At 70.5% G+C, this 24803-nt stretch carries 22 protein-coding genes and 1 riboswitch; of the genes, 13 read left to right on the top strand and 9 right to left on the bottom strand.

All coding sequences use genetic code 11. The features are described from left to right. The first annotated feature begins 180 nt into the window (after positions 1–180). Positions 181–654, top strand: a complete 474-nt coding sequence (locus ORV05_RS20350; protein ID WP_144592605.1) for a bifunctional nuclease family protein — start codon at positions 181–183, stop codon at positions 652–654. A gap of 98 nt (positions 655–752) precedes the next feature. On the opposite strand, the gene ORV05_RS20345 is transcribed toward ORV05_RS20350, so the two are convergent. Next, entirely contained in the window at positions 753–1397 is a 645-nt protein-coding gene (locus ORV05_RS20345) for a TetR/AcrR family transcriptional regulator (RefSeq protein WP_268441274.1), read from the bottom strand. 245 nt (positions 1398–1642) lie between these two features. Between ORV05_RS20345 and ORV05_RS20340 the strand changes: the two genes are divergently transcribed. Then, on the top strand, positions 1643–2209 hold the full coding sequence (locus ORV05_RS20340; protein ID WP_268441272.1) for a MerR family transcriptional regulator: 567 nt from the start codon (positions 1643–1645) through the stop codon (positions 2207–2209). Positions 2210–2243: 34 nt separating this feature from the next. Beyond that, positions 2244–2340, top strand: a riboswitch (glycine riboswitch). Between the two features lie 348 nt (positions 2341–2688). Continuing rightward, positions 2689–3519: an aldo/keto reductase gene (locus tag ORV05_RS20335; protein ID WP_268441270.1), complete on the top strand. Its 831-nt coding sequence runs from the start codon at positions 2689–2691 to the stop codon at positions 3517–3519. A 41-nt stretch (positions 3520–3560) separates the two neighbouring features. Here the strand turns inward: ORV05_RS20335 and ORV05_RS20330 are convergent, their stop codons facing one another. The 4 genes from ORV05_RS20330 to ORV05_RS20315 form a co-directional block, all read right to left on the bottom strand. Beyond that, positions 3561–4751, bottom strand: a complete 1191-nt coding sequence (locus ORV05_RS20330; protein ID WP_268441268.1) for a substrate-binding domain-containing protein — start codon at positions 4749–4751, stop codon at positions 3561–3563. 279 nt (positions 4752–5030) lie between these two features. Continuing rightward, complete coding sequence (locus ORV05_RS20325) at positions 5031–5903, bottom strand: 3-methyladenine DNA glycosylase (protein WP_268441266.1); 873 nt, start codon at positions 5901–5903, stop codon at positions 5031–5033. 25 nt (positions 5904–5928) lie between these two features. Then, the gene (locus ORV05_RS20320; protein ID WP_268441264.1) at positions 5929–6972 is read right to left on the bottom strand and encodes a hemolysin family protein; all 1044 of its coding nucleotides are present in this window, start codon (positions 6970–6972) and stop codon (positions 5929–5931) included. After that, positions 6969–8339, bottom strand: coding sequence for a hemolysin family protein (locus ORV05_RS20315; protein ID WP_268441262.1), 1371 nt, complete (start codon positions 8337–8339; stop codon positions 6969–6971). Before ORV05_RS20315 ends, ORV05_RS20320 begins: the two co-directional genes overlap by 4 nt. Positions 8340–8606: 267 nt before the next feature. Between ORV05_RS20315 and ORV05_RS20310 the strand changes: the two genes are divergently transcribed. Beyond that, positions 8607–9194 (top strand): TetR/AcrR family transcriptional regulator, encoded by a 588-nt coding sequence (locus ORV05_RS20310; RefSeq protein ID WP_268441260.1) that lies wholly within the window; start codon positions 8607–8609, stop codon positions 9192–9194. A gap of 99 nt (positions 9195–9293) precedes the next feature. On the opposite strand, the gene ORV05_RS20305 is transcribed toward ORV05_RS20310, so the two are convergent. Beyond that, the gene (locus ORV05_RS20305; protein ID WP_268441258.1) at positions 9294–9860 is read right to left on the bottom strand and encodes a TIGR03086 family metal-binding protein; all 567 of its coding nucleotides are present in this window, start codon (positions 9858–9860) and stop codon (positions 9294–9296) included. After that, on the bottom strand, positions 9857–10450 hold the full coding sequence (locus ORV05_RS20300; RefSeq protein ID WP_144587207.1) for a TetR/AcrR family transcriptional regulator: 594 nt from the start codon (positions 10448–10450) through the stop codon (positions 9857–9859). Before ORV05_RS20300 ends, ORV05_RS20305 begins: the two co-directional genes overlap by 4 nt. Before the next feature lie 146 nt (positions 10451–10596). Between ORV05_RS20300 and egtA the strand changes: the two genes are divergently transcribed. From egtA to ORV05_RS20270, 6 genes are all read left to right on the top strand, one after another. Further along, positions 10597–11865 (top strand): ergothioneine biosynthesis glutamate--cysteine ligase EgtA, encoded by a 1269-nt coding sequence (gene egtA / locus ORV05_RS20295; RefSeq protein ID WP_268441256.1) that lies wholly within the window; start codon positions 10597–10599, stop codon positions 11863–11865. Next, positions 11862–13208 (top strand): ergothioneine biosynthesis protein EgtB, encoded by a 1347-nt coding sequence (gene egtB / locus ORV05_RS20290; RefSeq protein ID WP_268441254.1) that lies wholly within the window; start codon positions 11862–11864, stop codon positions 13206–13208. Before egtA ends, egtB begins: the two co-directional genes overlap by 4 nt. A gap of 30 nt (positions 13209–13238) precedes the next feature. Further along, positions 13239–14003 carry an ergothioneine biosynthesis protein EgtC gene (egtC, locus tag ORV05_RS20285; RefSeq protein ID WP_268441252.1) on the top strand — a complete coding sequence of 255 codons (765 nt, stop codon included), beginning with the start codon at positions 13239–13241 and terminating at the stop codon, positions 14001–14003. Between the two features lie 4 nt (positions 14004–14007). Continuing rightward, complete coding sequence (gene egtD, locus ORV05_RS20280; RefSeq protein ID WP_268441249.1) at positions 14008–14982, top strand: L-histidine N(alpha)-methyltransferase; 975 nt, start codon at positions 14008–14010, stop codon at positions 14980–14982. Between the two features lie 17 nt (positions 14983–14999). Next, positions 15000–15470: a nitroreductase family deazaflavin-dependent oxidoreductase gene (locus ORV05_RS20275; protein ID WP_268759833.1), complete on the top strand. Its 471-nt coding sequence runs from the start codon at positions 15000–15002 to the stop codon at positions 15468–15470. A gap of 277 nt (positions 15471–15747) precedes the next feature. Then, positions 15748–17391 (top strand): phospholipase C, encoded by a 1644-nt coding sequence (locus ORV05_RS20270; protein WP_268441247.1) that lies wholly within the window; start codon positions 15748–15750, stop codon positions 17389–17391. 62 nt (positions 17392–17453) lie between these two features. On the opposite strand, the gene ORV05_RS20265 is transcribed toward ORV05_RS20270, so the two are convergent. Further along, positions 17454–18218, bottom strand: a complete 765-nt coding sequence (locus ORV05_RS20265; protein ID WP_268441246.1) for an SDR family oxidoreductase — start codon at positions 18216–18218, stop codon at positions 17454–17456. 100 nt (positions 18219–18318) lie between these two features. Here ORV05_RS20265 and ORV05_RS20260 point away from each other — a divergent pair, with 100 nt between their 5' ends. Then, positions 18319–19227 (top strand): helix-turn-helix transcriptional regulator, encoded by a 909-nt coding sequence (locus ORV05_RS20260; RefSeq protein WP_268441244.1) that lies wholly within the window; start codon positions 18319–18321, stop codon positions 19225–19227. Positions 19228–19347: 120 nt separating this feature from the next. Here ORV05_RS20260 and acnA read toward each other — a convergent pair whose 3' ends face one another. Beyond that, positions 19348–22170 carry an aconitate hydratase AcnA gene (gene acnA / locus ORV05_RS20255; RefSeq protein ID WP_268441243.1) on the bottom strand — a complete coding sequence of 941 codons (2823 nt, stop codon included), beginning with the start codon at positions 22168–22170 and terminating at the stop codon, positions 19348–19350. 549 nt (positions 22171–22719) lie between these two features. Between acnA and ORV05_RS20250 the strand changes: the two genes are divergently transcribed. Further along, the gene (locus ORV05_RS20250; RefSeq protein ID WP_268759832.1) at positions 22720–24024 is read left to right on the top strand and encodes an NlpC/P60 family protein; all 1305 of its coding nucleotides are present in this window, start codon (positions 22720–22722) and stop codon (positions 24022–24024) included. A gap of 117 nt (positions 24025–24141) precedes the next feature. After that, on the top strand, positions 24142–24699 hold the full coding sequence (mobA, locus tag ORV05_RS20245; protein ID WP_268441241.1) for a molybdenum cofactor guanylyltransferase: 558 nt from the start codon (positions 24142–24144) through the stop codon (positions 24697–24699). Positions 24700–24803: the final 104 nt, after the last annotated feature.

The following is a 24803-nucleotide window of genomic DNA, read 5'->3' as shown; positions in this document are numbered from 1 at the left end:
TCTTGCGCGCGCCCGACATGCCGTACGGTTGGTTATGGGTTGCCGGAAACCGGATATGCGGACTCAGCACAAGGACAATTGCGAGCACAGCGCCCAGATGACGGGTAGCGTCGACCTTGTCGATGCGGGATCCTCGAAACAGCGCTGCAGCCCGCGCACAGGAGAGGGAGGCGAAGCCCGATGAGCGAGATGCGCGTCGTCGGCGTGCGGGTCGAATTGCCCGCGAATCAGCCGATCTTGTTGCTGCGGGAGACGGAGGGCGAGCGGTACCTCCCGATCTGGATCGGATCCGTGGAAGCCACGGCCATAGCCCTGGAGCAGCAGGGTGTCCGTCCCGCCCGCCCGTTGACGCACGACCTGCTCAAGGAGGTCATCGGGGCACTCGGCCGCGAACTCGAGCAGGTGGTGATCACTGATCTGCGCGAGGGCACCTTCTTCGCCGAACTCGTCTTCGACGGAGACGTCCGGGTTTCGGCCCGGCCGAGCGACTCGGTCGCCCTGGCGCTGCGCGTCGGCGTGCCGATCCACGCGGTCGATTCCGTGCTCGAGGAGGCCGGGCTGATCATCCCGGACGAGCAGGAGGACGAGGTCGAGAAGTTCCGCGAGTTCCTCGACTCGGTGTCGCCGGAGGACTTCCGCGGCGCCGACACCTGAGCACGGCCGGGTTCCGTCTCCCCGTGTCGCGAGCGCGGCACCCAAGCGCGGCACCCCGGGTTCGGAGCCGGTTCGGTCGGAACCGGCTCCGGCGTCAGCTAATGGGCCTGATCCGGCGTCGCCGCACCGGCGGGCCGGGTCGCCCGCTCGAACAGATCGGCCAGTTCGTCGCCGTAGGCCTCGAGGTCGGTCGCCGGGTCGGCCGCCAGTGCCGCCGCCGCACCGTCCACGGAGTGTGCGATCGTCCTCGCCATCACCGCGGGCGCGAACTCCCCGAACTCTCCTTCCTGCTGCCCCTGGCGCAGTTGGCGTTCCAGGCGCCCGTAGCGCATCTCCGCCTGCAGCGCGTCCATGATCGGATCCTGTCCGGCGTTGCGCCGCACCTCGTCCAGTGCCCGGACGGCGTCCGGGTGTGCGCGCACGAAGTCCGTCTCCGCGCGCAGGTGTGCGCGCAGCAGTGCGGTGCGGCCGGTGGCCTGCCCGGCGCGTTCCAGCACGAACTGCTCCTTGGCGTGGAGCAGGATGCCGAGGACGGCGTTCATCAGATCGGCCTTGGTGCCGAAGTGGTAGCTGATCATGCGGGTGCTGCTCAGCCCGGCACGGGCACGGATGCTCTCGAAGGTGGTGGCGGAGTAGCCGTGCTCGGCGAGCACGTCGATGGTGGCGGTGAGGATCTGGGCCCGCCGTGCCGCCTCGGTCACGCTCAGCCCGATCTCGGGCTGCATCTCGGCCGTTATCTGCATGAGTAAATATTAACATGGACAGGTAAAAACTGCACCTCGGGCGGAAGGCTCATGAACCGGTCGAGGTCTGCCGCGCGTCGCGTTGACCAGCGGGGCCCCCACGCTTACCGTCGAAGGCGGGAAATCGTTCCAGGTGTGATTCGTCCGGCTCGGCGCAACCTGATCGGTTTCGCCGTGCGGGGTTCCGCTCCGGTGCCCTGGTTGTTGTTTCGACCGGCCTGCCAGCCGGGCGAGGGGAGGCTTGCGTGGTCGACGAAAGGCCGGTCAAGGCGGTCGACGGGGAGCAGGGTGAACTCTTCCCTGATGCGTCCCTGCCCGACGAGCTGGTCGGATACCGGGGGCCCGCGGCCTGCCAGATCGCCGGGATCACCTACCGGCAGCTCGACTACTGGGCCCGCACGCAACTGGTCGCCCCGAGCATCCGCACCGCGCACGGGTCCGGCTCGCAGCGCCTCTACTCCTTCAAGGACATCCTCGCGCTGAAGATCGTCAAGAGGTTACTGGACACCGGGGTCTCGCTGCAGAACATCAGGGTGGCCGTCGATCATCTGCGTGCCCGCGGGATGAACGATCTCGCCAAGGTGACGCTGGTGTCCGACGGCACCACCGTCTACGAGTGCACCTCGGCCGAGGAGATCGTCGATCTCCTGCAGGGCGGCCAGGGTGTCTTCGGCATCGCGGTCAAGGTGCCGATGGCGGAGATCAGCGGCACCATCCACGAGTTCCCCGCCGAACGGGCCGACGGTGGCCAGGTCGAATCCGTGGTGTCGGACGAGTTGAGCCAGCGGCGCAATGCCCGGCGTACGGGCTGAATCGCGCTGACGGTAGGGTGAATCCCGCAGTCGCCGAAGCTGCGCGGGAGAGACCGGCCCCCACCCCGGGCCGGCGCCGAAGGAGCAACTCTTCCCCGGAACCTCACAGGCACCCGGACCGCGCGGACGAGACGCCTCTGGAAAGTGGGTCCCGGCCAGAACCCGGCGTGGTGACCCCGCCGACGGTGCAAGCCCGACAAAACACCCGGGTGAACCTCTCAGGCGCCCTTTGAGGGTCGGACAGAGTGGGGAGGCCCCGGACACGCTCACGTGTCCGGGGCCGCTGCCGTTACCGGGCCAGGTGGAATCGAAAGCGCTCTCATCCCCGGTCGGCTTGCGCGTTGCGGTGAGGGGACCCGCTCACCGCACTTGCGGCAGGGGGCCGCGGACGGGGGAGTACCTTCGGCGGCCGCGCGCGGTGAGTGGCAGGATCGGGGGCGGATCGTTCAAGACCGCGACGACGTAAGGAACGCATTCGCATGGCTGTAGTTCCCGACCTCGAACTGAACAACGGCGTCACGATCCCGCAGCTCGGTTTCGGCGTGTTCCAGGTCCCCGCCGAGGACACCGCGGAAGTGGTCCGGACCGCGCTGCGGACCGGCTACCGCAGCATCGACACCGCGGCGGCCTACCGGAACGAAACCGGTGTGGGCGCCGCGATCCGGGAGTGCGGCCTGCCCCGGGGGGAACTGTTCGTCACCACGAAGCTGTGGAACTCCGACCAGGGCTACGACTCGGCGCTGCGGGCCTTCGACGCCGGCATGGAGCGGCTCGGGCTGGACTACCTCGATCTGTACCTGATCCACTGGCCGCTGCCCGCACGTGACACCTACGTCGAGACGTGGCGGGCTTTCGGGAAACTCCTCTCCGAGGGCCGTGTCCGCGCCATCGGGGTGTCGAACTTCCAGGTCCCCCACCTGAACCGGCTCATCGACGAGACCGGTGTGGTCCCCGCGGTCAACCAGGTCGAGCTGCACCCGAACCTGGCACAGGCCGAGTTGCGCGCCTTCCACGCCGACCACGGCATCGTCACCGAGGCCTGGAGCCCCCTCGCGCAGGGCGCGCTGCTCTCGGACGAGACGATCACCGGGCTGGCCTCCCGCCACGGCAGGAGCCCGGCGCAGATCGTGCTCCGCTGGCATCTGCAGCTGGGCAACGTGGTGATCCCCAAATCGGTCACGCCGTCCCGGATCGCCGAGAACTTCGCCCTGTTCGACTTCGCACTGACGGACGAGGACATGGCGGCCATCGGCAAGCTGGACACCGGTGCCCGCATCGGCCCCGACCCGGACACCTTCAACCTCGCCTGAGCCGGCCGGAGCGGGCGGCCGGCGCCGTTTCGTATCCGCGCTCAGCCTGCGGGCTTGGCGAACGCGGACTGCTGGGCCGGTTCCCGGAGGAAGTCGCGGAACACCTGCGCGGCGCGGGCCTGCACCTCGTCCACGGTGGCTCCGGCCAGGCCGAGGAACGGGTAGTCGGCCGAACTGGCCGAAGCGATCGATTCGGCGGGTGAGCCGATCATGCCGGGCTTGGTGGTCTGCAGCTGGGCGATCCAGTACGAGTTCTCCGGAACCCAGGCCGCGGGCAACCCGCCGATCGAGTCGAGGCTCGCCTTGCCGGTCAGGGCGTCGAGCACGCGATCCGAAGGCGCGGCCTGCACGTCGATGTGGACGCAGTGCGAGTGCACGACGGTCTTGGCGTCGTTCCACTTCGCCGCGGCTTCGGTCACCGCCCGCTGGATGCTGGGGGTGACCAGCACCCGCATCGACGAGTCGCCGTCCGTGCAGGAGTTCGCCTGCGCCTCGGCACGGCTGTTGAGCACGCTGTTGGCCCAGCCCCAGCCGAGCAGGCCGACCACGATCAGCACGATGAACCCGCCCAGCACGATGGGCCAGGCGGCGATGCGGCGGCGGCCCGCGGCCTTGCCGACCGCGCGGTGGGTGCCGGTGAGGGTGGCCGACGAGTCTTCGGCGGGTTTGTCGACAACCCGGTGACTTCCGGTCGTGGTGCTGCGCTCGTCGGCCTGGCGGACGGGGCGGTGGCTGCCGGTGGAGGTGCGGCCGTCCGGAAGATCGGTGCGGGAGCGTTCGACGGGCGGTTCGGCGGCGCGGAAGCTGCCGGTGGTGGTGCTGCGCCCGGCGGCGGGCGGTTCGGCGGCGCGGAAGCTGCCGGTGGTGGTGCTGCGCCCGGCGACGGGCGGTTCGGCGGCGCGGAAGCTGCCGGTGGTGGTGCTGCGCCCGGCGGCGGGCGGTTCGGCGGCGCGGAAGCTGCCGGTGGTCGTGCCGCGCCCGGGCGGGGGAGCCGCGGGCCGGTCCGGTACGGCGGCGGGCCGACCGGAGGTGGGATCGGGGGTGCGAGGACCTCCGGGGGTGGCGCGCCGGTCCTCGAACGGGGGAGGAGGCGGGACGGGATAGCCGCCGGTGGGCGAGCGCCGGTCGTCGAAGGGTGGGCGATCGGGGTCGCCGCCGACGGGAGGCCGGGGGCCTTCGACCGGCCTCGACGCGGCAGGCCGGACGGCAGGCGGAAGCGGAGGTGCGCTCACGGGAGGCCTGCTGGGCGAACCAGGCCGGCCGTGATCGCGGGGCCCTGGGCGAGACGTTTGCGGCCTGTTCACCGGGCGGTGGGGCTCGAACGGTCTCTCAGGGCGGGCAGGAGCGGGATCCTCTTCGTCCCGGCTGTGACGCCCCATGGGGTGTCCCTTCGACTCTGCGTGTGCACTATCTCGGCGGCATCACCCTAACAGGGGTAAGCCGTTAGGGAAACGTGATGTTTTATCGAACTTCCCGAAACTTACGGTCACCGGCAAGAGGATCAAGAAAAGTCAACCGCCGAGTGTCGGAAGATCATGGCACCTCGCGATCAGTTCGTGGCGCAGGGGTGCGGCGCGGCGGGCGAACTCGGCCTGCTGCCGTGCGTACTCCGCCCGTCCCGACGGTGTTTCGACCGGAATCGGCGCATAACCGAAGGGGCGGAGATCGTAGGGACTGGCGCGCATATCCAGTTCACGGATCTCCACAGCCAGTTCGAAACAATCGGCCACGAGTTCCGCGGGGACGAACGGTGACAAGCGGAATGCGGCCTTGTAGAGGTCCATGTTCGCGTGCAGGCATCCCGGCTGTTCCAGTTCCGGCTGAGTGGCCCGAGTGGGCTTCGGATCGTTGAGCGGCCGCGCGGGCGGGGTGAAGAAGCGGAAGGCGTCGTAATGCCCGCAGCGCAGGGGAAGCGACTCGACCACCGCGTCCGTCCCCGCAGGCCCCAGGCGCAGCGGCACCTGGTTGTGCCGCACCTGATCCGCGTCCTGCCGGTACACCATGGCCCACTCGTGCAGCCCGAAACAGTTCAGCCTCGGCGCGCGGGCGGCCGTCGCGGTGAGCAGGGTCAGCAACTGCCGTGCCGTCTCCACGCGCTTTCCGTCGAAGGCGGCGAGGTCGAGCGCCACCCCGCCCGGCACCTCGTGGTATTCGGGGCGCTCCAGGAACCGGCGGGCCGCCTCGCCCGCGAGGACCACACCGGGGCCCGGATGCCAGCGTTCGAGCTGGGACGGCCGGTACGAGTAGTACTGGAACAGGAAGTCGTGCACCGGATGCTTCTCCCCGCGTGCCCGCCGCCGGAGGTAGGGCCCGGTCCACCGGCGCATCCGCCCGGCGTGCGCCCGTTCCCGCGCACACCACTCCGGTTCGGTCAGTACCCGCATCCGGTCATGATGGGCGACGGGCGGATCAGGCGATGACATGGGTGCCGTCGCGGACCGTGCCCACGTACTCCTCGACCAGGTCCTCCAGCGCGATCACGCCGATAGGGCGGCCGTCGGCGCCGAGCACCCGCGCCATGTGCGAGCCTTCCCGGCGCATCGCGGACAGGGCCTCGTCCAGCCGGGCCCGCAGCGTCAGATCGGTGAACGGGCGGATCTTCGCCCTGGGGACGGTGGCGGAGGGCCGGTCGCCGATCTGGTCCAGTACGTCCTTGACGTGCAGGTAGCCCGCGAGCTCCCCGGCTGGGGAGCACAGGGGATAACGGGAGAAGCCGGTCCGCGAGACCGCTCGTTCGACATCGCCCATGGTGGGTTCCGACGGCAGCGTGGTGAGCCGGTCCAGCGGCACGAAGACATCCCCCACGGTTTTCCTCGCCGAGGACAGTGTCTGGCTCAGCCGCTCGTGCTCGGACCGTTCGAGCAGCCCCTCCTGGCGGGACTCGCTCAGCAGTTCGGCCAGTTCGGCCGAGGTGTAGGCGGTCTCCAGCTCGTCCTTCGGCTGCACCCGGGCCAGGCGCAGCAACGAGTTCGCCACGAAGTTCAGCAGCCAGATGAACGGCCGCGCGAGCTTCACCCAGGCGACGTGCACCGGGACCAGCCACAGCGCGAGCCGTTCCGGTGCGGCGATGGCGAGGTTCTTCGGCACCATCTCGCCCATCAGCACGTGCAGGATCGTGATGAAGGCGAGCGCGATGGCGAACGAGATCGGGTGCACCAGCGCCTCGGGAATGTGCGCCAGCGCGAAGAAGGCGCCGAGCAGGTGCGCTACCGCGGGTTCGCCGAGGCGGCCCAGCAGCAGCGAGCAGATGGTGATGCCGAGCTGCGCCCCCGCCAGCATGAGCGACACGTGCCTGCTCGCGTTGATCACGATCCTGGCGCGCGTCTTGCCCTGGTCGAGCAGTGCCTCCAGCCGGTCGCGCCGGGAGGAGATGAGGGTGAACTCCGCGCCCACGAAGAACGCGTTGGTCAGCAGGAGCAGTACCACGAGGAAGAGGGCCAGCCAGTCGTTCACCGCCGCACCTCCTCCTGCCCGCTGCCCGTTTCGGTGGCTTCGGGTTCTGCCGCTTCTTCGCCGGCCAGCCGGTGCAGGCTCAGTTCGGCGATCCGGTGCCGGTCCATGGTCAGCACCTTCAGCCGCCAGTCCGCCACGTCGACCGTCTCGCCGCCGACCGGGATCCGGCCCAGCCGTTCCAGCACCAGGCCGGCGATCGTTTCGTAGTCGCCTTCCGGCATCCGGAACCCGGTGAGCTCGCGGACCTCGTCCGCGCGCAGCTGACCGGACACCATCCAGGTGTAGCTGTCCAGGCGCTGGGAAGCCGGCGCCTCGGCCTGGTCGTGCTCGTCGCGGACGTCGCCGATGATCTCCTCGACCACGTCTTCGAGCGTCACCAGGCCCGCCGTGCCGCCGTACTCGTCGACCACCATGGCGACCTGGAACCGGGAGTCCCGCAGCCGCGCCAGCAGTGCGTCGCCGGGCAGGGATTCGGGGACGGTCGGCACCGGCCTCATCAGCGAACCCACGCGGACGGCGTCCCGCTCATGGCCTGCCACCGTGAAGACCTGCTTGACGTGCACGGCGCCCCGCACGTCGTCGAGGTCGCCACGGCAGACCGGGAACCGGGAAAACCCGGTGCGGCGGGAGATCAGAACCAGGTCGGCGACCGTGTCGTCCTCGTCGAGCGCCTCGATCTGCACGCGGGGGGTCATCAGCTCTTCGGCGGTGCGGTCGCCGAAACGCAGCGACTTGCCGAGCAGTTCCGCGGTCGAGGTGTCGAGTGTGCCGCTCTCCGCGCTGGTCCGCACGATCGAGCCGAGCTCCTGCGGGGAGCGCGCTGAGCGCAACTCCTCCTGGGGCTCGACGCCGAACTTGCGCACCAGCCAGTTGGCACTGTTGTTGAGCAGGGTGATCAGCCAGCGGAACAGGGCCGAAAAGCGCGAGTGGTAACCCATCACGGCGCGGGCGGTGGCCAGCGGGCGGGCGACGGCGAGGTTCTTCGGCACCATCTCGCCGAGCACCATCGACACCGCCGTGGCCAGCACCAGTGCGGCGGCCACCGAGGCGCCTTCGGCGGCCGACGGGCCGAGGCCCGCGAGGGTCAGCAGCGGGCGCACCAGCCTGCCGATCAGGGGTTCGGCGAGATAACCGGTGACCAGCGTGGTCAGCGTGATCGCGACCTGGGCGCCGGAAAGCTGGAAGGAGAGCGTGGCGTGGGCCTTGCGGACCGTCTTCGAGCGGCGGTCACCGACCTGGCGCACGTTGGCGTCGATGGTGCTGCGTTCGAGCGTGGTCAGCGAGAACTCCGCGGCCACGGCGAGACCGGTCCCGGCGGTCAGCAGCAGGAACAGCAGGATCCCGCCGACGGCGAGCAGTACGTTCATGGCCGGGCACCGCCCGCCGCTGTCCGGCGCGGAACGGCGCCAGGACGAGGTCTCCGATGAGGGGAAAGGCCGGGTTCGTCACCCGGCTCGATACTGTCACCAGGTGACTGCGCGTCGCGCACGAAAGGTGTCACTCCTTGGTAAGGGTGGCTGCGGTGGCTCCCATGATACCGGCAGGCCAGGGTAGCTGAGGCTGTCCTCGGCGAACGGCCGGTCCAGCCGGTCGGCTGACTGCGCTCGAAAGCCTAGCAAGGCTAGAATCCCGTCATGTCGGTTCAGGAGCGCCGAGAACGCGAGCGTGCCCAGCGGCATCGGCTGATCATCGACACCGCCCGGGAGCTCGCCGAGACCGAAGGCTGGGAAGCCGTCACCACACGCCGCCTCGCGGAGCGCATCGAGTACAGCCAGCCGGTCCTCTACAGCCACTTCAAGGGCAAGGACGCCATTATCGAGGCGGTGGCCCTGCAGGGGTTCGAGGAGCTCGCGGCCGCCCTTCGCGCGGCGCGGGCAGGAGTGGACGGCGCCGAGGGCGAGGGGGCGGCGCTGGCTGCCGTGCTGCGCGCGTACGCCCGGTTCGCCGCCGCCAACCCGGTGCTATACGACGCCATGTTCGCGCGCGCCACCGGCCTGTCCTTCGGCCGTCCCGACACCCCGGAGCCCCTGCGCGCGGGCTTCGCCGCGCTGCTCGACGTGCTTGGCCCGGTCGCCGGTGAATGGGACCCGGGCATGTTCACCGAGGTCGCGTGGAGCGCGGTGCACGGCCTGATCACCCTCTACCGCGATGGCCGACTGCCGCCCGAGCACCAGGAGGCCCGCCTGAACCTGCTGATCGCCCAGCTCCAGGCGCGGGCCTGACCCCGGGCGCGGGAACCGCCAGAGCCGAGGGCGTTGATGACCCTTAAGGCGACCTTCAGGGCCGTGAGGGGACCCCTCACGGCACGGCTCGGGAGGAGCTCAGCGGGGTTTGCGGCCGAGGAGGGCGATCAGGCGGTCCGAGGGGGAGGCGTCCGCGGGGACCGGGACGGGCGGCGCGAAGATGCCGATACCCTGCCACTGCTCCACCTGCGGCTCCAGCGTCTCCAGCAACTGCCGGGCCACCTCGCCGGGGATCGGTTCCGGCGCGCCGAGCGCGGTGGACAGGTCCCAGCCGTGCACGGCCAGGTCGAGTGTCATCTGCCAGCCGTAGTCGGCGGCGTCCGCCTCCCCGTAGGAAAGCTGCACCCGCTTCTCCAGCGCTCCCGGGGCGGTCCAGGCCGCCCGCGCGGCCGAGGAGGCCCGTTCCCACACCGCGACGGGATCGTCGCCGAGCACGTCACCGTCGTAGCGGTCCCCGACCTCGGCCAGGGTCTGCCCGGCGAGCAGGTGCGGGGCCCAGAGTTGCTCGGACACCAGGTGGTTGACCAGGTCCCGGATGCTCCACTCGGTGCAGGGGGTCGCGTTCCCCCACTGGTCCGGCCCGATCCGGCGCACCGCGCGGTCGAACCCGCCCAGCGCCTCACCGTGCGCGTCGAGGAGCTTCATGCCTCCAATGAAGCACGAACCCGCTGATGGCGCACGCTCTCCTCGACCAGATCGAGCACCGGGCCCAGATCGTCGGCGGGCAGGCCCATGGCCAGGTGGGACACCAGGCCTTCGAGGACCAGTTCGAGGTAGGAGGTGAGCACGTCGACGTCCACGTCGTCGCGGAGGTTGCCCGCTTCGAGCTTCCGCTGCAGGCGCAGTTTGGTGGCCTGGGTGAGCAGCTGGGACCGTTCGGCCCAGCGGGCGCGGAACTCCGGGTCGGTACGCAGCCTCCGCGACACCTCCAGCCGGGTCGCGAGCCATTCCGCCGGCTGCTCACCGGCCCCGGACAGCAGATCGCGCATGACCTGCACGAGCCCCTGCGCGGCGACCACGTCGGCCATCCGGGCGGCGTCCTCCTCCGCGAGGGCGAGGAACAAGGACTCCTTGTCGCGGAAGTGGTGGAAGATCGCGCCGCGCGACAGGCCGGTCGCTTCCTCCAGCCTGCGCACCGTGGCACCCTCGTAGCCGTAGCGGGCGAAACACACCCGCGACCCGTCGAGGATCTGGCGCCGTCGCGCGTCGAGGTGATCCTGACTGACCCGTGGCATTCCCAGATCCTGTCACCCGTGGTAGTGCCTACGCAATCCGTACGTACGTATTGTGACGGTTCCCCGGCCCCGATCGGCGCCTGAAAATGTCGTACCGCGCGTGTAGCGTCCGAAGCCAGATGTTCCCACCGATTGGGGAGGTGCGAATGACTGCGGTTCGTCCTTTTTCCGAGTCTCCTGACGGTGCGGGCGGGGTCGCCGAGCTGGCCGCGAAGGTCATCTCCGATCGAGCCGCCGGCGAGGCGTACGTGGCCTCGGTGTGTTTCAAGCACGGCCCGCCCCGGCTGCTTGGAGTGGAGCTCGAGTACACCGTCCACTACGCCGAAGACCCGTCAAGACCTCTCGATCCCCGGGATCTGGCCCGTGCGCTGGGGGCACACGCTCCCCGCTCGCTCGATCCCGGCAGCCCGGGGCAGCCGCTGCCCGCCGGTTCGCCGCTCACCGTCGAACCCGGCGGCCAGGTGGAGATCTCGCCCCTGCCCCAGGCCCGGCTCGCCGATCTGGCCGAAGCCGTTTCCACTGATCTCGCCCAGCTGACCGAGCTGCTCGCCCGCGCCGGGTTCGCTCTCGGTGAAACGGGCATCGATGCCTTCCGGCGTCCGGCTCGGGTGCTCGACACCCCCCGTTACGCCACCATGGAGCGCCGTTTCCGCCCGCGAGGGCCCGCGGGGCTGACCATGATGTGCAGCACCGCGGGGCTCCAGATCTGCGTGGACAGCGGCGAGCGCTCCGCCCTCGCGCAGCGCTGGGCCGCGGTGCACGTGCTCGGCCCGCCGCTGCTGGCCCTGTTCGCCAATTCCCGGTGGCATGCCGGGCGGGACACCGGGACGGCTTCGGCGCGGTGGCTCGCCGTGCGGGAGACCGAGCGCGCCCGGACCTTCCCGACCCCGCTGTCGGACGACCCGGTCACCACCTGGGCCCGCCGGGTGATGGACACGCCGCTGCTGCTCGTCCGCCGTCCGGACGGGCCCTGGGACGTGCCCGAGGACGTCACCTTCGCCGACTGGGCGGCCGGGCGCGGGGTGGACGGGCTGCCCGGCCCGCCCACGGCGGCCGATCTGGACTACCACCTGACCACGCTGTTCCCGCCGGTCCGGGCGCACGGCTACCTCGAGGTGCGCTACCTCGACGCGCAACCGGCGCACCGGTGGCTGGAGCCGGTGGCGCTGCTGTCCGCGCTGCTCGCCCGTCCATCCACAGTGGACAGCGTGCGGGAGATCTGCGAGCCGGTGGCGGATCGCTGGGAGGAAGCGGCCCGCCGTGGCCTCGCCGATCCCGCGCTCGCCTCGGCGGCGCGGAGGGTGGTGGAGCTGGGCTGCGCGGAACTGGGGCACACCGGGCTTCCGCCCGGTCGTATCGGCGAAATCGGCGAAAGCCTGCAGGGGTTGGCACGGACGAGAGGGGAGAAGTGGTGAACGGATTGAGCGAGGCGCCGAGCCCGCTGCGGGAACTCGGCGGGGAAAGGCTGCGGGCATACGCCGCGGAGGCGCTCACGCGGGCGCGACGGCGCAGTACCGCGCTGACCGACGCGGTGGACGACGAGGATCTCGTCCGCCAGCATTCGAAGCTGATGTCGCCGCTGGTGTGGGATCTGGCCCATATCGGCAGTCAGGAAGAGCTGTGGCTGGTCCGCGATGTCGGCGGCCGCGAGCCGCTGCGGCCGGACATCGACGACCTCTACGACGCCTTCCGGCATCCGAGGGCGGATCGGCCGTCGCTGCCGCTGCTCGGGCCGTCCGAGGCCCGCGCCTACGTGGCGCAGGTGCGGGACAAGGCACTGGACGTGCTGGCGCGCGAGCCGATGGAAGGACGCCGCCTGACCGAGGCGGCCTTCGCCTTCGGCATGATCACCCAGCACGAGCAGCAGCACGACGAGACCATGCTCGCCACGCACCAGTTGCGGCAGGGCGAAGCGGTCCTGCACGCGCCGCCGGCCCCGTCCCGCCGGGCCGGGGCGCTGCCGGCCGAGGTGTTCGTGCCCGCCGGACCGTTCGTGATGGGCACGAGCGTGGAGCCGTGGGCGCTGGACAACGAGCGCCCGGCGCACGAGGTCCACGTGGACGCCTTCTACCTCGACACCACCCCGGTCACCAACGGGGCTTATCTGGAGTTCCTGGAATCCGGCGGTTACGACGAGCGCCGCTGGTGGAGCGAGGCGGGCTGGGAGTACCGCACCGCGCACGACATCACCGCGCCGCGCTTCTGGTACCGGGAGTCCGGCGGCTGGTGGCGCACGCGGTTCGGGGTGCGCGAACCGGTGCCCGCGGACCAGCCGGTGGTGCACGTGTCGTTCCACGAGGCGCAGGCCTACGCGGCGTGGGCCGGGAAACGCCTTCCCACCGAAGCGGAGTGGGAGAAGGCCGCCCGCTTCGATCCGGCCACCGGCCAGTCCCGCCGCTATCCCTGGGGCAACGAGGAACCGACCGCCGAACACGCCAACCTGGGGCAGCGGCACCTCGGCCCCGCCGCGGTCGGCGCGTACCCGGCGGGGGCTTCGGCTCTGGGCGTGCACCAGCTCATCGGCGATGTGTGGGAGTGGACCAGCACCGACTTCCACGGGTATCCGGGGTTCGCGGCCTTCCCGTACCGGGAGTACAGCGAGGTCTTCTTCGGGCCGGAGTACAAGGTGCTGCGCGGCGGTTCCTTCGGCACCGACCCTTCGGCGATCCGCGGCACCTTCCGGAACTGGGACTACCCGATCCGGCGGCAGATCTTCTCGGGGTTCCGGTGCGCACGAGACGCCCAGGTGCGCGGGTGAGCGCGGTTTCCGGCGTGGGGGAGCGGTGCCGTGTGTAGGCATCTCGCCTATCTCGGGCCGCCCCGCTCGCCCGCGGAACTGCTGTTCGACGCGCCGCATTCGCTGCGGCACCAGTCCTACGCCCCCGCCGACATGCGCGGCGGGGGCACGGTGAACGCGGACGGTTTCGGCCTGGTGTGGTACGCCGGGGACGGCACGCCGGTGCGCTACCGGCGGGTGAGTCCCTTGTGGAGTGATCACGATCTGCCGGTGCTGGCGCGCACGCTGCGGGCCGGGGCGTTCGTCGCCGCGGTGCGCAACGGGTCGATCGGCATGCCGGTCGCCGAGGCGGCCTGCGCGCCGTTCGTGGACGGGCCCTGGGCCTTCAGCCACAACGGAGTGGTGCCCGGCTGGCCCCATGCGCTCACCGGGATCGCCGCTGAGGTGCCGCTCACCGAACTGATGACCCTGGAAGCGCCGACCGATTCCGCCCTGCTGTGGGCCTGGCTGCGGGCCCGCCTGCGCGCGGGTGAGGATCCGCTCGCGGCCACGGCCGGGCTGACCGCCCGCGTCGCGGCCGAGGCGCCCGGCGCCCGGCTGAACCTCCTGCTGACCGACGGCGAGGTCGTGGTGGCCACCGCGTGGACCCACGCCCTGTCGGTCCGGCAGTCCGGCGAGGCGGTCGTCATCGCCTCGGAACCGCCCGACCCGGGACCGGAATGGCGTCCGGTGCCCGACGGGCATGCGGTGATCGCCCGGCGTGGCCGGGTGGATCTCGTCCCGCTCGACCTTCCCCCTCTCGAGATCGGAGCCTGACCCCATGAGCAAGCCGGACCTTGACGTGCACCGCGACCCGGTCGACGTCACCGGTGCCCTGCGCGACGACGTGCGCACGGGCCTGTCCGCATCGCGGAAATGGCTGCCCTCCAAGTGGTTCTACGACGCGCGGGGCAGCGCGCTGTTCGAGGAGATCACCGGCCTGCCGGAGTACTACCCGACGCGGGCCGAACGTGAGGTGCTGGGCCGGGAAGCCGCGGAGATCGCGCGGGTCACCGGCGCGCGGACGCTGGTCGAGCTGGGCTCGGGGTCGAGCGAGAAGACCCGCCTGCTCCTCGATGCCCTCCGTGAGCACGGCACGCTGCACTCCTTCGTGCCGCTGGACGTGTCCGAGGCCGCGCTGGCCGGCGCGGTCGGCGCGATCCGGGCCGAGTACCCGGGACTGGACGTGCGGGGTGTGGTGGGGGACTTCACCGAACATCTCGGCCTGCTGCCGGGGGAACCGCCGCGCCTGGTGGCCTTCCTCGGCGGCACCATCGGCAACTTCCTGCCCGGGGAGCGGGCCAAGTTCCTGCGGTCGGTGCGGGACGTGCTCACCGAGGGGGAGTGGCTGCTGCTCGGCACGGATCTGGTGAAGGACCGGGAAACGCTGGAGCGCGCCTACGACGACGCCGCCGGGGTGACCGCCGAGTTCAACCGGAACGTCCTGCGCGTGGTCAACGAGCGGCTCGGTGCCGACTTCGATCCCGACCGCTTCGCGCACGAGTCGTACTGGGACGACGGCAACGAGTGGATCGAAATGCGGCTGCGGGCGCGCGAAGCCATGACCGTGACGATCCCGGGTGCGGACATGGTGGTGCGCTTCGCCGAGGGCGAGGACATCCGCACCGAGATCTCCGCGAAGTTCCGGCAGGAAGGGGTCGCCGCCGAACTGGCGGAGAGCGGTTTCACCCTGCGGAAGTGGTGGACCGACGCGCAGGGACGGTTCGGGGTGTCCCTGGCCGAAGCCGGCCGGTGAGCAAGTGGTCGAATAGGGTGGTGAACCCGCTTTCGGCACTGGCTCGCGTCCTGGGCAGGAAGCCCTGGCTGATGAAGCTCGCGAGGGCCATCATCTGGGTGGACAAGCGGCTGTACCGCGTGTTCGGCGGCCGCGTGACCCTGGTCGGCATCGCGGGGCTGCCCTCGCTGCGGCTCACCACGGTGGGCCGCAAGAGCGGGCAGCCCCGCAGCACGAACCTTCTCTACTTCCCGCACGAGGACGGTTACGTGCTGGTCGGGTCGAACTGGGGCCGCACCCGGGATCCGGGCTGGACCTTCAACCTCCGGGCGCATCCGGAGGCGGAGATCGAGGTGAGGGGCCGGCGGATCCCGGTGCGCGCGACGCCGGTCAAGGGGGAGCGGTACGACGAGCTGTGGGGGGAGCTGCTCCGGTTCTGGCCGGGCTACGCGATGGAACAGGAAGCGGCCTGCCGGGAGCTGCCCATCTTCCTGCTCACCCGCCGCTGACGCCACGAATATCCGATTTCCTCCCGGATGGGAGGAAATCGGCGTGAACATTCGCTGAAACTCTGCGGCACGTGGTCTGGAACACGCCGTTTTGCGCCTCCGGCGCTTACGCTCCGCTCGCAGTGGTCATCCGTTCGAGCGATAGGAGCACGGTGTCGCGCGGAAGAGCGGGTGCCGGTCCCATGCCGCCGCACTCACGGTCCACCGTCCACATGCGACTGATCGTCGCCCCGTACGGACCACTGCTGCCCACTCCCAGTACAACAGGAGGACAACAGTGGACAGAGCTTTCGGCCGCCTGCGCCGTAAGCCCGTACTGCTCGGTGCCGGTGCGCTGCTGACCGCGGCCGGGGTCGCCGTGGCCGTGACCACCGCCGTCGGCGGCGCCGAGGCGCAGCCGCTGCCGCAGCACGCCGAAGGGGTGCACACCCAGACCCCGATCAAGCACGTCGTGGTGATCTTCGGCGAGAACGTCTCGTTCGACCACTACTTCGGCACCTACCCGAACGCCGCCAACAACGACGGCACGCCGTTCACGGCGGCGAAGGGCACGCCGAAGGTCGACGGGCTGACGCCGGAGCTGCTGAAGAACAACCCCAACGCCTACAACCCGAAGCGGCTCGGCCCGGCGCAGGCGATGACCTGCGACCAGGACCACAACTACGGCGCCGAGCAGAAGGCCTTCGACGGCGGCAAGATGGACAAGTTCGTCGAGTACACCGAGACGGACAAGTGCGCGGCGGGCCTGTTCGCCGAGCCCGGTCTGGTCATGGACTACTACGACGGCAACACCGTCACCGGGCTGTGGAACTACGCGCAGCACTACGCGATGAGCGACAACTCGTACAACACGACGTTCGGCCCGTCCACCCCCGGTGCGCTCAACCTGGTCTCCGGCCAGACCCACGGCGCGCAGGCGGTCACCCCCGTCACGCACCAGCCCACCACCGACTCCTACGTGGTGGCCTCGCCCGACGCGAACGGCATCGGCACCGTCATCAACGACCCGGACCCGGCCTGGGACGACTGCTCGGACAACAACCACACCAACAGCCACAACCTGGCGGCGGTGCAGGGCCGCAACATCGGTGACCTGCTCAACGAGCGCAACGTCACCTGGGGCTGGTTCCAGGGCGGCTTCCGCCCGACCGGCACCGCCAACGGGATGGCGGTGTGCGGCCAGAGCCACACCAACGTCGGCGGCGCGAAGGTGACCGACTACAGCCCGCACCACGAGCCGTTCCAGTACTACAGGTCGACGGCGAACGAGAAGCACCTGCCGCCGAGCTCGGTGGCCGCGATCGGCCGCACCGACCAGGCCAACCACCAGTACGACATCAGCGACTTCGACGCCGCGCTGCAGGCCGGGAACATGCCCGCGGTGAGCTTCTTGAAGGCGCCGATGTACCAGGACGGCCACGCCGGCTATTCGGACCCGCTGGACGAGCAGCAGTTCGTGGTCGACGAGGTCAACAAGATCCAGCACTCGAAGGACTGGGACTCCACGGCGATCGTGCTGGCCTACGACGACTCCGACGGCTGGTACGACCACGCCGCCTCGACCATCGTCAACGGCTCGCACGACGCGGCGAACGACACCGCGCTGTGCCAGGACAAGAAGTCGGAGACCGGCGGCTACGCCGACCGCTGCGGTTACGGCCCGCGCCTGCCGCTGCTGGTGATCTCGCCGTACTCGCGGACGAACTACGTCGACCACACCCGCACCGACCAGTCCTCGGTCCTGCGGTTCATCGAGGACAACTGGCACACCGGCCGGATCGGGGACGCCTCGTTCGACGAGCGGGCGGGCAGCCTCGAGCACATGCTGGACTTCGACGGCCACGGTGAGCACGGTGAGCACGGTGACCACCGGGCCCCGGCGGTCACGCTGGACCCGAAGACCGGCGCCGTCGTGCGCTGACGTTTTCCCTTCGCACCAAGGGAAAGGGAGTCCTGCCCCGGCAGGGCTCCCTTTCCCTTTCCCTACTTCCCGTGCGGATCGGCCGCGTTGAGGGTCTGGACCACCTGGTCGTAGTCGCCCCGCGCCTCGCCGTAGCGCAGGAACTTCACCTGTTCCACCTGGATCTCCTTCGCGTCGGGCCGGGTCTCGAGCAGGGTGACCACCTCGGACACGAACTCCTCCAGCGGCATCGCGAATTCGCTCTCCTCCTGGCCGGGCAGCAGCGCCGTGCGCACCGCGGGCGGCACGAGTTCCACGACCTTCACCGTCGTGTCGGCCAGTTGCAGCCGGAGTGACTCGCTGAGCATGTGGATCGCGGCCTTCGACGCGTTGTAGCTCGGGGTGATCTTGAGCGGCGTGAACGCCAGTCCCGAGGAGACGGTGACGATCGTGGCGTCCGGCCGGGCCCGCAGGTGCTCGACGAAGGCGGCGATCAGGCGGATCGGGCCGAGCAGGTTCGTCGTCACGACCGATTCGGCCGAGGCGAGGAAGGTCTCGGGCTGGTGCCAGTCCTCGACGCGCATCACGCCGGCCATCGTGATCAGGACGTTGAGGTCCGGGTACCGGGTCAGGACCTCCTTCGCGGCCGCGCCGATGCTCGCCGCGTCCGCCGTGTCGATCCGCACGGTGCCGAGGCCGGGGTGTTCGGCGGCGATCCGCTCCAGCAGTTCCGTGCGCCTGCCGCCGATGATGACGGTGTTGCCCCTGTCCTTCAGCGCGAGGGCCAAGGCCAGACCGATGCCGCTGGTGGAGCCGGGGATGAAGATCGTGTTTCCGCTGATGTCCATGCCCCCAGCATCGTCGGCGGGAGACGGGCCGGGCAGAGAAGGTTTATCGGGGGATCCGCGATCCCTGGTTCCGGCCGGGCGCGGCCGGATAATCGGTGTCATGGACCGTGTCGCATTGGCGGAGTTCCTGCGCCACCGCAGGGAGGCGCTCCGCCCCGAGGACCTGGGGCTCCCGGAGGGCGCTCGGCGCCGGGCCGCCGGACTGCGCCGTGAGGAGGTCGCGGCGCTCGCCGGGATGTCGACCGACTACTACACCCGGCTGGAGCAGCAACGCGGTCCGCGGCCGAGCGAGCAGATGCTCGCGTCGCTGGCGCGGGCGCTGCGACTGACGAAGGACGAGCGGGACTACCTGTTCCAGACGGCGGGGCACGCCGTTCCGGCGTCCGTCCCGGCCGCCACGCACGTCGCTCCCGCGCTGTTGCGCGTGCTGGACCGCCTCTCCGACACCCCGGCGCTGATCCTGTCCAACCTGGGCGAAACCCTGGTGCAGAACGAGCTGGCCGGCGCCCTGTTCGGCGACAAGTCCCATTACACGGGCCTCGCCCGCAGCGAGATCTACCGCTGGTTCACTGATCCGGCCGAACGGCTGTGCTATCCCGAGGAGGACCGCGATCGGCACAGCCGGGCGCAGGTGGCGAACCTCCGTGCCGCCTACGGGGCGATGGGCGCGCGTTCCCGCGCGGGGGAACTGGTCCGAGCACTGCAGAAGGCGAGTCCGGAGTTCGCCGCACTGTGGGAGCGGCACGAAGTCGTGCGGCGCTTCGAGGACCACAAGACGCTTCTGCATCCCGAGCTCGGGGCGATCGAGGTCGACTGCCAGGTGCTGTTCACCGAGGACCAGTCGCAGATGCTGCTCGTGCTCACCGCGCCCCCGCGCACCGAGGGCCACGAGAAGCTGCGGCTGCTCGCCGCGCTCGGGCGGGAGCGCTTCGCCGACGCCGGCGGACCGGGAACGGGCGGACCGGAACGTGGCCGTGAGAGCAGGGGCGTGCCCTCAAGGCGACCTTGAGGGCGTTTATGACCCTGAAGGCGACCTTCAGGGCACCCGACACCGTCGGGCCCCTCACGGCAAACGAAAGGCGCCGTGAGCCCGGAAGCGGGCCCACGGCGCCTTCGGCCGATCCGGGGATCAGGCGCGGGTCATCTTGCGCAGCACGTACTGCAGGATGCCGCCGTTGCGGTAGTAGTCCGCCTCACCGGGGGTGTCGATGCGGACGACCGCGTCGAACTCGACCTTCGTGCCGTCGGCCTTGGTGGCGGTGACCTTCACCGTCCGCGGGGTCTCACCCTGGTTCAGGGTGGTGATGCCCGCGATGTCGAAGGTCTCCGTGCCGTCCAGGCCCAGCGACGAGGCCGACTCGCCCGCCGGGAACTGCAGCGGGATGACGCCCATGCCGATCAGGTTCGAGCGGTGGATGCGCTCGAAGGACTCCGCGATCACCGCGCGCACGCCCAGCAGGCTGGTGCCCTTGGCGGCCCAGTCACGGGAGGAGCCCGAGCCGTACTCCTTGCCGCCCAGCACGACCAGCGGGATGCCCGCCGCCGCGTAGTTCTGCGCCGCGTCGTAGATGAACGCCTGCGGGCCGCCGTCCTGGGTGAAGTCGCGGGTGTAGCCACCCTGCACGTCGTCCAGCAGCTGGTTGCGCAGCCGGATGTTGGCGAAGGTGCCGCGGATCATCACCTCGTGGTTGCCGCGACGGGAACCGTAGGAGTTGAAGTCCTTGCGCTCCACGCCGTGCTCGGCCAGGTAGCGGCCGGCGGGGGAGTCGGCCTTGATCGCACCGGCCGGGGAGATGTGGTCGGTGGTGACCGAGTCGCCCAGCTTCGCCAGCACCCGCGCCCCGGCGATGTCCTCCACCGGCGACGGCTCGGCCTGCATGCCCTCGAAGTACGGGGGCTTGCGGACGTAGGTGGACTCGCCGTCCCAGTCGAAGGTCTTGCCCTCCGGGGTGGGCAGGGACTTCCAGCGCTCGCCGCCGTCGAAGACGTCGGCGTAGTCCTTGGCGAACATCTCCTGGGTGATCGCCGAGTCGATGGTCTGCTGGATCTCCTGCGACGTCGGCCAGATGTCGCGCAGGAACACGTCGTTGCCTTCGGTGTCCTGGCCGAGCGGCTGGGCCTCGAAGTCGAAGTCCATCGTGCCCGCCAGCGCGTAGGCGATCACCAGCGGCGGCGAGGCCAGGTAGTTCATCTTGACGTCGGGGTTGATCCGGCCCTCGAAGTTCCGGTTGCCCGACAGCACCGACACGACGGTCAGGTCGTTCTCCTGGACCGCGGCCGAGATCTCCTCGGGCAGCGGGCCGGAGTTGCCGATGCAGGTGGTGCAGCCGTAGCCGACCAGGTGGTAGCCCAGCTTCTCCAGGTACGGCCAGAGGCCGGCCTTCTCGTAGTAGTCGGTGACGACCTGCGAACCCGGGGCCATGGAGGTCTTGACCCACGGCTTGACCGACAGGCCCTTCTCCACCGCGTTGCGGGCCAGCAGCGCCGCGCCCAGCATGACCGACGGGTTGGAGGTGTTGGTGCAGGAGGTGATCGAGGCGATCACCACGGCACCGTGGTCGAGCACGAACTCGCCGCGCTCTTCGGAGGAGACCAGGACCGGCTTGCTCGGGCGCCCGGTGGAACCGTTGGCCGCGGACTCGATGTCCACGCTGTCTTCCTCGGCGAAGGACAGCGAGGGGGCGTCGCTGGCGGGGAAGCTCTCCTCGACCTTCTCGTCCACCTTGGTGTGCGGAGCCGGATGCTGCTCCTCGACGTAGTCGTGCACCGACTTGCGGAACGCGGGCTTGGCGTCGGAGAGCGCGATGCGGTCCTGCGGGCGCTTCGGGCCGGCGATCGACGGGACCACGGTGGACAGGTCCAGTTCGAGGTACTCGGAGTAGACGGCCTCGTGCGACGGGTCGTGCCAGAGGCCCTGCTCCTTGGCGTAGGCCTCGACCAGCGCGAGCTGCTCGGCCGAGCGGCCGGTCAGCTTCAGGTAGCGCAGGGTCTCCTCGTCGATCGGGAAGATCGCCGCGGTGGAGCCGAACTCGGGGCTCATGTTGCCGATGGTGGCGCGGTTGGCCAGCGGCACCGCGCCCACGCTCTCGCCGTAGAACTCGACGAACTTGCCGACCACACCGTGCTTGCGCAGCATCTCGGTGATGGTGAGCACGACGTCGGTGGCGGTGACCCCGGCCGGGATCTCACCGGTGAGCTTGAAGCCGACGACGCGCGGGATGAGCATCGACACGGGCTGGCCGAGCATCGCGGCCTCGGCCTCGATGCCGCCGACGCCCCAGCCCAGCACGCCGAGGCCGTTGACCATGGTGGTGTGCGAGTCGGTGCCGACCACGGTGTCCGGGTAGGCCTGGCCGCCGCGGGCCATGACGGTGCGCGCCAGGTACTCGATGTTGACCTGGTGCACGATGCCGGTGCCCGGCGGGACGACCTTGAACTCCTCGAAGGCGTTCTGGCCCCAGCGCAGGAACTGGTAGCGCTCGCGGTTGCGCTCGTACTCGATCTCGACGTTGCGCTCGAAGGCGTCGGCGCGGCCGAACACGTCGATGATCACCGAGTGGTCGATGACCAGTTCGGCCGGGGCCAGCGGGTTCACCTTGTCCGGGTCGCCGCCCAGGTCGGTGACCGCCTCGCGCATGGTGGCCAGGTCCACGACGCAGGGCACGCCGGTGAAGTCCTGCATGACCACGCGGGCCGGGGTGAACTGGATCTCGATCGAGGGGTCCGCGGTGGCGTCCCAGTCCGCCAGCGCGCGGATGTGCCCGGCGGTGATGTTCGCGCCGTCTTCGGTGCGCAGCAGGTTCTCGAGCAGGATCTTGAGGCTGTACGGCAGGCGCTGGGCCCCCTCCACCTTGTTCAGGCGGAACACCTCGTAGGAGGCGTCACCCACCTTCAGGGTGTCGCGGGCGCCGAAGCTGTCCTTGCTGGCTGGTGCGGTCACGTCCAACTCCATGGCTTGCCAGGCGCCTCACGTGATCCGTGCACGCGAGGGCCGTCCCGGTCAGTTCGGTTTTCGGGTTACCGGAGCGAGTCTTGCGCACGCTGTGGCGTCCGCGGACGCGGGGACGGCGCGCAGGCTCCCTGACAGCAAACAGTACGCTTGTCCTTTTTTGGCTTCAAGAGCGACACGCCCGCGTTCGGTGTGACCTCCTCCGGCGAACCCACCGGCGTGTGATGTCGCCCGGCTCGAGGCTCCGCAGCACCCTCATGCCCTGTTCGACGGCGGTGCGGATCGGGCCGAGGTAGTACTTCCCGTTCACCCGCCCGGTAATCACGCGAGGACCGCCGCGGTGAGCGCCCTGCCCCTCCTGGCCGTGATCCACCGCCGGGACGAGGGCGGGCGGCGAAAGAGTCCCTCGAACGGGGTGTTGTTGCAGGCGAGACGCAAGTTTCACGTGATGCTTGTGATACGTCTGAGGCACATGAGGCGGCAAGAGGGGCGGAGAACGTGCGGAAGTCGAGAGGCGAACGGGTGACGCGGGGCGGCTTCGCCGGGACGGTCATGGCCGGCACCGTGAGCGCGGTCGTGGTCGCCGCCGTACTGGCCGGGACCGGAGTTTCCGCCGCCGCCCCGCCCCCGCCGCCGAACCCGAGCGACGCGGAGATCAGTGCCGGGCAGGCCGACGCGAACGCCAAGGCGGGCGAGGTCGGGCAGCTGACCAATCGGCTCGCCGCCGCGGAGAGCAGGCTTTCCGCGTTGCAGGACGAGGTCGAGCTCAAGCGGGAACTGGCCAACAAGGCCCTGGTCGACCAGCGGAGGGCCCAGGACGCCTCGGCGCAGGCACAAGCCGACGCCGACGCCGCGGGCAGGGAGGCGGACGCGGCGGCCAGGGACATCGACGCCGCCCGGGCGCGGCTCGACGCCTTCATCGCGGGCAGCTTCCAGCAGGGCAGCACGATGGGCTCGATCTCGGCCTACCTCGGCTCGACCGATCCGAAGGACCTGCTCGCCCGCGCGCAGTTGCTGTCCTCGGTCACCGACAGCCAGCTCAACGCCCTCGACCTGATGCGCCAGGCCCAGACCGGCAAGGCCAACAAGGATGCCGCGGCGCGGGCCGCGCTGCGGCTGGCCCGGCAACGGCAGGCCGAGGCCGAGCAGGCCCAGCGGGCCGCCGACGCCGCGCAGGCGGCCGCGGTACGGGCGCAGCAGGACCAGGCGGCCAGCGCTGTCGGGCTGCAGGCCGACAAGGACGTCGTCGAACAGCAGCTCTACCATGCGCAGCAGCGGGTTGCGGGATTGCAGGGCCAGCGTCAGCGCTACGAGGAGTGGCTCGCCCAGAAGCAGCGTGAGGAAGAGGAGCAGGCGCGCCAGGCCGCGCTGAACGCGGGCCGAGGCCCGGGGCACGCGGCGCCGGGGCCGGCAGGCCCGGCGGATTCGGGAAGCCCGGTGGGCTCGGTCATCGAGCGGGTGATCGCCCGGGCGATGGCGCAGCTCGGTGTGCCCTACTCGTGGGGCGGCGGCAACGCCTACGGACCCACGCTCGGCATCCGCGACGGCGGGGTCGCCGACGCCTACGGCGACTACCGCAAGATCGGCTTCGACTGCTCCGGCCTGATGATCTACGCCTTCGCCGGTGTCGTCTCGCTGCCGCATTACAGCGGCTACCAGGCCGAGGCCGGGCGCAGGGTGCCGCTGTCGCAGATGCGGCGGGGTGACCTGCTGTTCTGGGGCAGCGACATCCACCACGTGGCGCTCTACCTGGGCAGCGGGATGATGATCGAGGCGCCGCAGTCCGGGATGGTGGTGCGCGTGACCCGCGTCCGCTACGGCGACATCGTCCCCTATGCCACCCGCCTGATCGACTGAGCGGGCGAGCCGTGAAGGGTCCCGGTCGAATCGACTGTGAAGGGACCCTGCACGGCCACCACCCGCGCGACGTTGCCGGGGCCACCGACCGGTAATGCACGCGTTAGCCTGGTGGGCATGCCCGCCCTTGCCGGAATCGTGCTCGCCGGCGGTGCCGCCCGCCGTCTGTCCGGGGTGGACAAACCCATGCTCGAGGTGGGCGGACTCCCGCTGCTGCACCGCGCGGTGGAGGCCCTCGCGGCCGCCTCCCCGGTGGTCGTGGTCGGCCCCCGGCGGCCGGGACTGCCCGCGGTGCGCTGGGCCCGGGAGGAACCGCCCGGCGGCGGACCGCTCGCCGCGCTCGCGGCCGGGCTGGCCGTGCTGCCGGAGACGGAACTCGTGGCGGTGCTCGCCGGTGACCTCGCCGCGATCACGGCGTCCACAGTGGACCGCCTGGTGGCGGCGGTGGGCGACGGCTCCGCTGGCGCCGTGCTGGTGGACGGCGAAGGCCGGCGGCAGTGGCTGATCGGGGTGTGGCGGGCCGTCAGGCTGAGGGCGGTTCTTCCCGCCCGGCCGGAGAACGCGTCGCTGCGCGGGGTCCTCGGCGCGCTCGACATCGTCGGCGTGCCGGAGAAACCCGGCGAGAGCGCCGATATCGATACTCCCGAGGACCTGCGAGCCACCCGCGCCGGGTGAACAGAATCCCGGCCCGAAGCTCGTCCCGAAGCTCACAGCCCTCTCACCGGGCGTGAGATTGACTACCGATACGGTCGCACGGCAGAGGCGAACGTGAGCGAGGA

The sequence above is a fragment of the Amycolatopsis cynarae genome (genome assembly GCF_026802195.1).
In the GTDB taxonomy this organism is placed as follows: Bacteria; Actinomycetota; Actinomycetes; order Mycobacteriales; family Pseudonocardiaceae; genus Amycolatopsis_E; species Amycolatopsis_E rhizosphaerae.
The sequence above is the reverse complement of the archived record's forward strand: the minus strand, read 5'-3'. Positions and strand labels throughout refer to the sequence as shown.

Excerpts from the sequence above, each read along its gene's own strand:
- ORV05_RS20345 (WP_268441274.1), bottom strand. The coding sequence starts at position 1,397 with ATGCAGATAACGGCCGAGATGCAGCCCGAGATCGGGCTGAGCGTGACC.
- ORV05_RS20310 (WP_268441260.1), top strand. The coding sequence starts at position 8,607 with ATGTCGGTTCAGGAGCGCCGAGAACGCGAGCGTGCCCAGCGGCATCGG.
- ORV05_RS20350 (WP_144592605.1), top strand. The coding sequence starts at position 181 with ATGAGCGAGATGCGCGTCGTCGGCGTGCGGGTCGAATTGCCCGCGAAT.
- egtD (WP_268441249.1), top strand. The coding sequence starts at position 14,008 with ATGAGCAAGCCGGACCTTGACGTGCACCGCGACCCGGTCGACGTCACC.
- egtA (WP_268441256.1), top strand. The coding sequence starts at position 10,597 with ATGACTGCGGTTCGTCCTTTTTCCGAGTCTCCTGACGGTGCGGGCGGG.
- ORV05_RS20260 (WP_268441244.1), top strand. The coding sequence starts at position 18,319 with ATGGACCGTGTCGCATTGGCGGAGTTCCTGCGCCACCGCAGGGAGGCG.
- ORV05_RS20325 (WP_268441266.1), bottom strand. The coding sequence starts at position 5,903 with ATGCGGGTACTGACCGAACCGGAGTGGTGTGCGCGGGAACGGGCGCAC.
- ORV05_RS20305 (WP_268441258.1), bottom strand. The coding sequence starts at position 9,860 with ATGAAGCTCCTCGACGCGCACGGTGAGGCGCTGGGCGGGTTCGACCGC.
- acnA (WP_268441243.1), bottom strand. The coding sequence starts at position 22,170 with ATGGAGTTGGACGTGACCGCACCAGCCAGCAAGGACAGCTTCGGCGCC.
- ORV05_RS20250 (WP_268759832.1), top strand. The coding sequence starts at position 22,720 with ATGGCCGGCACCGTGAGCGCGGTCGTGGTCGCCGCCGTACTGGCCGGG.
- ORV05_RS20265 (WP_268441246.1), bottom strand. The coding sequence starts at position 18,218 with ATGGACATCAGCGGAAACACGATCTTCATCCCCGGCTCCACCAGCGGC.
- mobA (WP_268441241.1), top strand. The coding sequence starts at position 24,142 with ATGCCCGCCCTTGCCGGAATCGTGCTCGCCGGCGGTGCCGCCCGCCGT.
- ORV05_RS20300 (WP_144587207.1), bottom strand. The coding sequence starts at position 10,450 with ATGCCACGGGTCAGTCAGGATCACCTCGACGCGCGACGGCGCCAGATC.
- ORV05_RS20315 (WP_268441262.1), bottom strand. The coding sequence starts at position 8,339 with ATGAACGTACTGCTCGCCGTCGGCGGGATCCTGCTGTTCCTGCTGCTG.
- ORV05_RS20335 (WP_268441270.1), top strand. The coding sequence starts at position 2,689 with ATGGCTGTAGTTCCCGACCTCGAACTGAACAACGGCGTCACGATCCCG.